Annotated in this window: 8 protein-coding genes and 1 pseudogene; 2 read left to right on the top strand and 7 right to left on the bottom strand. The window is 46.5% G+C overall.

The window, feature by feature from the left end; all coding sequences use genetic code 11:
- The first annotated feature begins 22 nt into the window (after positions 1-22).
- Positions 23-1456: a bifunctional D-glycero-beta-D-manno-heptose-7-phosphate kinase/D-glycero-beta-D-manno-heptose 1-phosphate adenylyltransferase HldE gene (hldE, locus tag K0778_RS20645; protein WP_000869178.1), complete on the top strand. Its 1434-nt coding sequence runs from the start codon at positions 23-25 to the stop codon at positions 1454-1456.
- A gap of 119 nt (positions 1457-1575) precedes the next feature.
- Here the strand turns inward: hldE and ibsE are convergent, their stop codons facing one another.
- The 4 genes from ibsE to K0778_RS20665 form a co-directional block, all read right to left on the bottom strand.
- Positions 1576-1635: a type I toxin-antitoxin system Ibs family toxin gene (ibsE, locus tag K0778_RS20650; protein WP_001387082.1), complete on the bottom strand. Its 60-nt coding sequence runs from the start codon at positions 1633-1635 to the stop codon at positions 1576-1578.
- 315 nt (positions 1636-1950) lie between these two features.
- Positions 1951-2010, bottom strand: coding sequence for a type I toxin-antitoxin system Ibs family toxin (locus K0778_RS20655; RefSeq protein ID WP_001387081.1), 60 nt, complete (start codon positions 2008-2010; stop codon positions 1951-1953).
- Between the two features lie 240 nt (positions 2011-2250).
- On the bottom strand, positions 2251-3912 hold the full coding sequence (locus K0778_RS20660) for a flotillin family protein (protein ID WP_001311137.1): 1662 nt from the start codon (positions 3910-3912) through the stop codon (positions 2251-2253).
- Positions 3913-3938: 26 nt separating this feature from the next.
- Entirely contained in the window at positions 3939-4568 is a 630-nt protein-coding gene (locus tag K0778_RS20665) for an OB-fold-containig protein (protein ID WP_000599926.1), read from the bottom strand.
- Between the two features lie 268 nt (positions 4569-4836).
- Here K0778_RS20665 and glgS point away from each other — a divergent pair, with 268 nt between their 5' ends.
- Positions 4837-5037, top strand: a complete 201-nt coding sequence (gene glgS / locus K0778_RS20670; protein ID WP_000350095.1) for a cell surface composition regulator GlgS — start codon at positions 4837-4839, stop codon at positions 5035-5037.
- Positions 5038-5079: 42 nt separating this feature from the next.
- Here glgS and K0778_RS20675 read toward each other — a convergent pair whose 3' ends face one another.
- The 3 genes and pseudogenes from K0778_RS20675 to K0778_RS20685 form a co-directional block, all read right to left on the bottom strand.
- Positions 5080-6144 (bottom strand): fimbrial protein, encoded by a 1065-nt coding sequence (locus K0778_RS20675; protein WP_001269802.1) that lies wholly within the window; start codon positions 6142-6144, stop codon positions 5080-5082.
- A gap of 1 nt (position 6145) precedes the next feature.
- A complete protein-coding gene (locus tag K0778_RS20680) occupies positions 6146-6895 on the bottom strand; it encodes a molecular chaperone (RefSeq protein WP_001269824.1) in 750 nt (249 codons plus the stop codon).
- Positions 6896-6910: 15 nt separating this feature from the next.
- A pseudogene (locus tag K0778_RS20685) lies at positions 6911-7864 on the bottom strand (fimbria/pilus outer membrane usher protein); the annotation flags it as partial.
- Positions 7865-7981: the final 117 nt, after the last annotated feature.

The following is a 7981-nucleotide window of genomic DNA, read 5'->3' on the forward strand; positions in this document are numbered from 1 at the left end:
TTGAATCTCTCAGGAGACAGGAATGAAAGTAACGCTGCCAGAGTTTGAACGTGCAGGAGTGATGGTGGTTGGTGATGTGATGCTGGATCGTTACTGGTACGGCCCCACCAGTCGTATCTCGCCGGAAGCGCCGGTGCCCGTGGTTAAAGTGAATACCATCGAAGAACGTCCGGGCGGCGCGGCTAACGTGGCGATGAATATCGCTTCTCTCGGTGCTAATGCACGCCTGGTCGGGTTGACGGGCATTGACGATGCAGCGCGCGCGCTGAGTAAATCTCTGGCCGACGTCAACGTCAAATGCGACTTCGTTTCTGTACCGACGCATCCGACCATTACCAAATTACGGGTACTTTCCCGCAACCAACAGCTGATCCGTCTGGATTTTGAAGAAGGTTTCGAAGGTGTTGATCCGCAGCCGCTGCACGAGCGGATTAATCAGGCGCTGAGTTCGATTGGCGCGCTGGTGCTTTCTGACTACGCCAAAGGTGCGCTGGCAAGCGTACAGCAGATGATCCAACTGGCGCGTAAAGCGGGTGTTCCGGTGCTGATTGATCCAAAAGGTACCGATTTTGAGCGCTACCGCGGCGCTACGCTGTTAACGCCGAATCTCTCGGAATTTGAAGCTGTTGTCGGTAAATGTAAGACCGAAGAAGAGATTGTTGAGCGCGGCATGAAACTGATTGCCGATTACGAACTCTCGGCTCTGTTAGTGACCCGTTCCGAACAGGGTATGTCGCTGCTGCAACCGGGTAAAGCGCCGCTGCATATGCCAACCCAAGCGCAGGAAGTGTATGACGTTACCGGTGCGGGCGACACGGTGATTGGCGTCCTGGCGGCAACGCTGGCAGCGGGTAATTCGCTGGAAGAAGCCTGCTTCTTTGCCAATGCGGCGGCTGGCGTGGTGGTCGGCAAACTGGGAACCTCCACGGTTTCGCCGATCGAGCTGGAAAATGCTGTACGTGGACGTGCAGATACAGGCTTTGGCGTGATGACCGAAGAGGAACTGAAGCTGGCCGTAGCGGCAGCGCGTAAACGTGGTGAAAAAGTGGTGATGACCAACGGTGTCTTTGACATCCTGCACGCCGGGCACGTCTCTTATCTGGCAAATGCCCGTAAACTGGGTGACCGTTTGATTGTCGCTGTGAACAGCGATGCCTCCACCAAACGGCTGAAAGGGGATTCCCGCCCCGTTAACCCGCTCGAACAGCGTATGATTGTGCTGGGCGCACTGGAAGCGGTCGACTGGGTGGTGTCGTTTGAAGAGGACACGCCGCAGCGCTTGATCGCCGGGATCTTGCCAGATCTGCTGGTGAAAGGCGGCGACTATAAACCAGAAGAGATTGCCGGGAGTAAAGAAGTCTGGGCCAACGGTGGCGAAGTGTTGGTGCTCAACTTTGAAGACGGTTGCTCGACGACCAACATCATCAAGAAGATCCAACAGGATAAAAAAGGCTAACCGGAAAGCGGTTCACAGATCTCGCTTCGTACATGGCAGGCCTATTGACGCTGTTGTTTTTTCAACCTAGAGTAAAGGAACAAGGGTAAGGGAGGATTTCTCCCCCCTCTGATGAGTTGTTAGTAAGTCGGGAAACTTAACAGTAACAACACAACCAGTATGATGACGAACTTCATCATAACCCTTTCCTTATACAAGGCCCCTTCTTCGGGAGGGGCTTTCCCGTTTCAGCCCCTTGCTGCCCCCCGATTGTTGATGAGCGCCGGACCCCGCGCAATGCTTTCCCAGAGGCAATTTTGCCTTCCCCGAGCGGTCACGCAAAACGCTGCAACGTCCTGAGCATTTGCACCTTTTAGCGGAACGCAGATATAAAAAATCCCCGGCTTTTTGGGCCAGGGATATGTGTTAATGAAACCTTCTTGACGCTGATTTTTTTTCAACCTAAAGTAAAGGAACAAGGGTGAGGGAGGATTTCTCCCCCCTCTGATTGGCTGTTAATAAGCTGCGAAACTTACGAGTAACAACACAATCAGTATGATGACGAGCTTCATCATAACCCTTTCCTTCTGTAAGGCCCCCTTCTTCGGGAGGGGCTTTCCCGTTTCAGCCCCCTGCTGACTCCCCGATTGTTGATGAGCGCCAGACCCCACGCAATGCTTTCTCTGATGCAGTTTTGCCTTCCCCGAGCCGTCACGCAAAATGCTGCAACAACCTGATCATTTGCACTTTTTAGCGGAACGCAGATATAAAAAATCCCCGGCTTTTTGGGCCAGGGATTATTCCTGGAAGAGGGTTTACTCTGCTTTTTCTTCGACGGGAGTTGTTGAGGTTAAGGGTGAAGTCAATGCCGCCAGTGAGCCGCCTGAAACGCCAATTTCATTGAGCAAGGAGTCAATCAGCGGTGCCTGTGTGCGGTAAGAGAGAGCGGCTGATAATGCTTGTTCCGCCAGGTTTCCGCCCCCCACATTACCCGTGTTTGCATCACCCGCAGCGCCGCCACGATTCAGACCATCGACCTGAATAATCTTGATACCGTCGATTGACTTCATCGGCTCAACGGATTTCTCTATTACCGCAGGCAGCGCCTGCAACAAGGCCAGTTTGAATTTAAGGCTGGTTTGTTCATCAGAAAGTACGTTGATAGCATCGTTCAGCGCACGTTGTGCTTCTGCTTCCGCCAGACCCTTTTTACGTGTAGCTTCGGCTAACTCAACGATAGCCGCCGCCTGCATCTCTGCGGCTTCTTTTTCTGCTTTCGCCCGCACGGTCAGTTCAACCGCTTTGGTTTCTGCATCCTGCGCGGCAGCGATTAGGGCAACTTGTTTAGCACGATCGGCTTCGGCAGTCTGGCGAGTGGTTTCTACGTTTTGTTGGGCGCTTACCGCTTCTGCAAGTGCGAGATTAGCACGCGCTTCTGCCTGGGACTGTTGTTCCGATTTGGCGGCAATAGCGATCGATTTCGTCTGGTTAGCGATTTCGGTGACCTGCTGCTGTTCGATCTCTTTAATGCGAACTTCACGTTCAGCTTCAACCTTTCTTGAGCGGACGGCCTGTTCGCGGTCGATTTCTGTTTCCTGAATCTGTCGTTCAGCCAGAATTCGTGTCTGCTCTGCTTCACGACGACGTTCAGCTTCAAAAGCCGCAATACGTGCATTCTGTTCGGCAGTACGGGTTTTAACCTGCTGCTCCTGCTCAAGCGTCATAAACGCTTCTTGCTGTTCAATCTCCAGCTTGCGCGATAGCGCATCGCGATTTTTTTCACGCACCGCAACTTCTACATCCTGTTCAACTTCGTTACGTTCGCGGCGACGGCGCTCTGTTTCCTGAGTCAGTTTGGTTAAACCTTCGGCGTCAAAGGCATTGTTCGGATTGAAATGTTCTTTCGAGGTCTGGTTAAAGTTGGTAAGTGAAACGCTCTCCAGTTCCAGACCGTTTTTCGACAGGTCTTCTGCCACTGTATTTTGCACCCCCTGCACAAAGTTCTCGCGGGTATCCTGTAACTCATGCATGGTCATTTGCGCAGCTGTTGCACGGAGGGCATCGACAAATTTATCTTCAACCAACATACGTAAGTCTTCAGGCGACAGGGTGCGTTGCCCCAGCGTCTGGGCAGCGGTGGCAATCCCTTCTACTGAAGGTTTTACCCGCACAAAGAAAGCGACTACTACATCGACGCGCATACGATCTTTCGTAATCAGGCTATCAATGGTTGAGCGGCTGACTTCCAGCTTCAGAGTATTCATATTGATGGGGATTATTTCATGAAAGATCGGCATCACGATTGCGCCACCGCTCATTACCACTTTTTGCCCACCTAAACCAGTACGAACAAAAGCTTGCTCTGCCGAAGCGCGACGATAGAGCCTGGCGAAAATAATTCCAATAATAAACAGAATGCATACGGCAATAATTGCGGTAAACATCCAGGAGGGCACAGAATTAACAATATCATCCATTATTAAATTTCCTTTTGATTAATAAATTACAATATTTGGGGCCAGGGATTATTTTCCGCCAAATATCGCGTTGCAGAAAGTCGGCAAATAATTAACACTTTGTCTCCTTTAGTGAAAATTTTTCCTTCTTCAGGCTCCAGTAGTAAATAATGTATTTGGCCAAATTGATCGGTGAGTTTTCCTTCGCAGGGATTACCTGAAGTGGCTTGATGACCGGTAATTAACGCCATGCTACCAATATATTCTTCTTCTGTAATAGCTGAACTATGGTCGCGTGGAATCCAGGGCGCAACTATTTTACCGGTATAATGCACCGCAATAATCGTAAACAGTAAACTGACAGGAACCACGAACAGGTTCGACAGTGGTGATTGCCAGACCATGATGCAGGCATGCTGCAACAGGATGCCAATAAGACCAAAAAAACCAGCCAGTAAGCAGAGAACGACGAGAGCTGGCAATCTTCCAATATTGAGATAATGAAGTGCCTGGCTAATATGACCTGTGGTTATAGAATCATAATGGTCAAGATGTGCATCAAGAGCACCGGAGAGCATGTGACCGCAGATAAGCGCAAAAATTTCTAACAGGCCGATCAACAGTACAAAGGAAATAGCGAAAAGATAAGGGGTGTTATAGTCGGCGAATAAAATCATATATCACTCCAATGTCCATTTAGTGACGCAATATTTACTTTGTAATAGTTTCCTTGCTTACATTTATCTGTGTTAATAATAACACAGGTTAGAGAAGTTCTGGAAGAGAAAGTCTTTTAATATGGTTTTTTATTTTTCACTAAAAAGTGTGATCGGGGACAATATATTTACGCACGTTATGTTTAAAGGCACTACACTGATTGGGGAATACTGAAATCAGAAAAAGCATATGGCCTTAAAAGGTATGCGATAACCGGAGGATGTGCTTATGGATCATAGTCTTAATTCTTTAAATAATTTCGATTTCCTGGCGCGTAGTTTTGCCAGAATGCACGCAGAAGGTCGCCCGGTCGATATTCTGGCCGTTACTGGTAACATGGATGAAGAACATAGAACCTGGTTTTGCGCACGTTATGCCTGGTATTGTCAACAGATGATGCAGGCAAGAGAGCTGGAGTTAGAGCACTGATATAACGGGCCTGATGGCCCGTTTTAGTGTTTGTATTAGATACTAGTTATAGGTGATTTTCAGGATTACGTCTTTACTAAACGGTCCCTCAACAACCGTTTCTGCCGGGTTCGCACTCAGTTCTGCCCTGAATGGTGCGGTGACCGAAGGCGCACTAGACGATGAAAAAGAAGCAAATTGTGAGAAGCGGTTAAATTCCGTTGCTGTTCCATCGTTATGAAATATCTTCAATAGCAGACCATTACCTATATCCAGATGGCTATAATCACTCAAAATATCCGTAGTGAAAAAACTCCCTAAAATATTAAACTGCTCAGTACAGGCCGCACCCGGATCTTTGGTCATGACTACGCTAAACGTCTCACTCACGCTGGTATTTTTAATTGTTCGGGAATTTATTTTACCAAAGTCGACAACGCCATCAGCTGGTTCCAGATCAACATTAACAAAGCAGTCAAGGACATGAATGTTATTTAATCCGCGAATCCTGAAGGTCAGATTTTTATCTACTTCTATAGCACCTGCTCCGCTCATACCTTTAAATTCAAGTGCTATATATTCGTCAGGTAATACAAGTTTTTTATTTACTTTATTGGCATTTTTAGCTAGCTTAATATATAGCTGCACTCGTACTGGAAAAGTTACTGATAATTGCGGTTCAGGACCGCCACTACAGACTGCGGGCTTTTTGTAGCCATTCCCGAAGGTTCCGGCTCCTTTTATATCAATACATACAGGTGCTGCAATAGGTAGTGGAGATGTAGAATCATAATCAACCCCATTATAAGTTACACCGAAAGTATAAGAGTTTTGATTATAAAAGTCTTGACCTGATGCTAACAACATCATTATATTTGCCCATGCAGATGGGTATTCTTCTCCTGGAGATGGGCCTGGTAGTGCATTATTACAGAAAACATTCATAAAATATTCACTGCTTTGCCAGATTTTATCACCTTTTTTACCATCGCTGGGGATAGAGATTCTTGGTACGTAACCAATGACAACGGTATTTCCACCTTCATGTTCAGCATAGCAGTCCATTGCCCATGCAGGTAATGAACTAAAACCCATAAAAAAAGTAATAACAATTAACAAGTAGCGCATATTATTGATCTCGGTTGGCTACAGAAATATTACAAATGTTATTTACTACAGGGCAGTTTATTTCATAAAAACTTAATCCACCAAAGTCATTGATATAACCCACCTGAAAAGTTGACGGAACATTTTTAAACTGCGTATTTGCATAGCTAAAAGGGGTTACCATTAAGCTTTGCGTTTGTGGTAACATCGTTACCCCATTTGTTCCGATATAACCCAGCGTAACGTGATAAGGCATCTTATTGTTAAAGCGGATCGAACCGTCATTTCTACGAATGATTTCAACTTTTTCGTAAGTCATTACCCCATCGTCTTCTAATTCAATGGCTTTTGGCCGCCAGAATAGTTTCAATGCGTGCTGCATAGTGACTTGCATCACATTTTTTTTATCTGTTTTGGGCGGTATTTCTCGCACGTTAAAATAGAAGAGCGTTTCTCTGTCTTTAGGAAGTTGAGCAATTTTTTCCTGAGTTATCATTCTTATTTGAATTTGCTCACTGGGATTTAAACGCACCATTGGAGGAACAGTGACAATAAAGTCACGCGATTTATTGCCTTTCGTATCTTCTATCCATGTTTGGGCCAGATAGGGCAGGTTTTTACTTTGATTAGTAAGTTTTAATGCTTCGCCTTTATCTGACTCATTCATTATGATACGGGTACGATCCGGGATGATGGCACCCCAGGCAATGCTGCTCATACAGGAGAGTAATACTCCTGCTGCAATGATATTCTTTGTATTTAAGTAGCGCATTAGTTTCATCCTGAATTAATTTTGGCTAATACACGGTAAAATAGCCGTTCCGGTGGTTAAGTTGCTGCTATTGGGTGGTTGAATAAAACAAGATTTGTCACCCCAGCGTAAAGCAAGTTTGTTATCATCCTGAATGCCGTTGAGGTATACAAAGCCGCCATCAGCAACCAGTCCTAATTCTTTGTGGCTGGTTTCATCTTTTACGCTAATCCCCAGTGGTGGATGACTACCATCTGCCAGGCGAATAACCCCTATGATTTGGTAGCCCTTGCGGGTATCAAGTTTGGCGTAGCCAATAGCACCCTCGGTTAAGGTGGTGGTGATAACCGAGTTTTCGATATCCACATTTTCTGGCAGATTTCGGGTATCAACACTTAATGATGTTGTTATGTAACTGCTGACTGATGGAATAACTCCGATGCCATACCGATTAGTTACCGCGCGTTTATTGTTCAACGGAATATCTTCAGTGCCGTCTGCGTCGATCATAAAACGCGAGTCAGCACTACCGCTATAGTCGTGGAAAGCGGCACCGTGGCGAGTCGCAGTGAATGAACCATTCCAACTGGCATTCAGAGAATAATAACTGTCTCGCTGTGATGTACCGGAGAGGTAGAGTCGACCGTTCTCGGTATTATGCTGATAACTGGCGCGTAGTGACGCTTTCATATCTTTGAATTCATCATTGTCGCCTGAAGCAGAAACGCTCCAGGAATTATTTCGATCGGAAGAGTCATACCACGAAGCAGTATGCGAAATCTCATTATCCTGATTTCGTTGCATACCATAGCTCAATGTTCTACTAGTTCCCCAGGGAATCGAAATATTTAGGTACAGTTGATCCTGGTTGTCTTCTTCCCAGTTTATTCGGCTAAATGTTAGAGAAGTGGAGACGTTTTTTAATGGCCCGATATCAAAATCGCGGCTAAGTGATAATGAATAATTCACATTACTGCTGGCGTCCCAGTGGATTTGCCCCTATATTTCCAGACACCTGTTATCACTTAACCCATTACTGGCCTGCTGCCGCAGATATTCCCGTGGCGAGCGATAACCCAGTGCACTATGCGGATGCCATTCGTTATA

It is taken from the genome of Escherichia sp. XD33 (assembly GCF_019375075.1).
Lineage (GTDB): Bacteria > Pseudomonadota > Gammaproteobacteria > Enterobacterales > Enterobacteriaceae > Enterobacter > Enterobacter flexneri_A.

Coding starts and splice junctions, on each gene's coding strand:
- K0778_RS20665 (WP_000599926.1), bottom strand. CDS start 4,568: ATGATTTTATTCGCCGACTATAACACCCCTTATCTTTTCGCTATTTCC.
- K0778_RS20675 (WP_001269802.1), bottom strand. CDS start 6,144: ATGCGCTACTTGTTAATTGTTATTACTTTTTTTATGGGTTTTAGTTCA.
- K0778_RS20660 (WP_001311137.1), bottom strand. CDS start 3,912: ATGGATGATATTGTTAATTCTGTGCCCTCCTGGATGTTTACCGCAATT.
- K0778_RS20680 (WP_001269824.1), bottom strand. CDS start 6,895: ATGCGCTACTTAAATACAAAGAATATCATTGCAGCAGGAGTATTACTC.
- glgS (WP_000350095.1), top strand. CDS start 4,837: ATGGATCATAGTCTTAATTCTTTAAATAATTTCGATTTCCTGGCGCGT.
- hldE (WP_000869178.1), top strand. CDS start 23: ATGAAAGTAACGCTGCCAGAGTTTGAACGTGCAGGAGTGATGGTGGTT.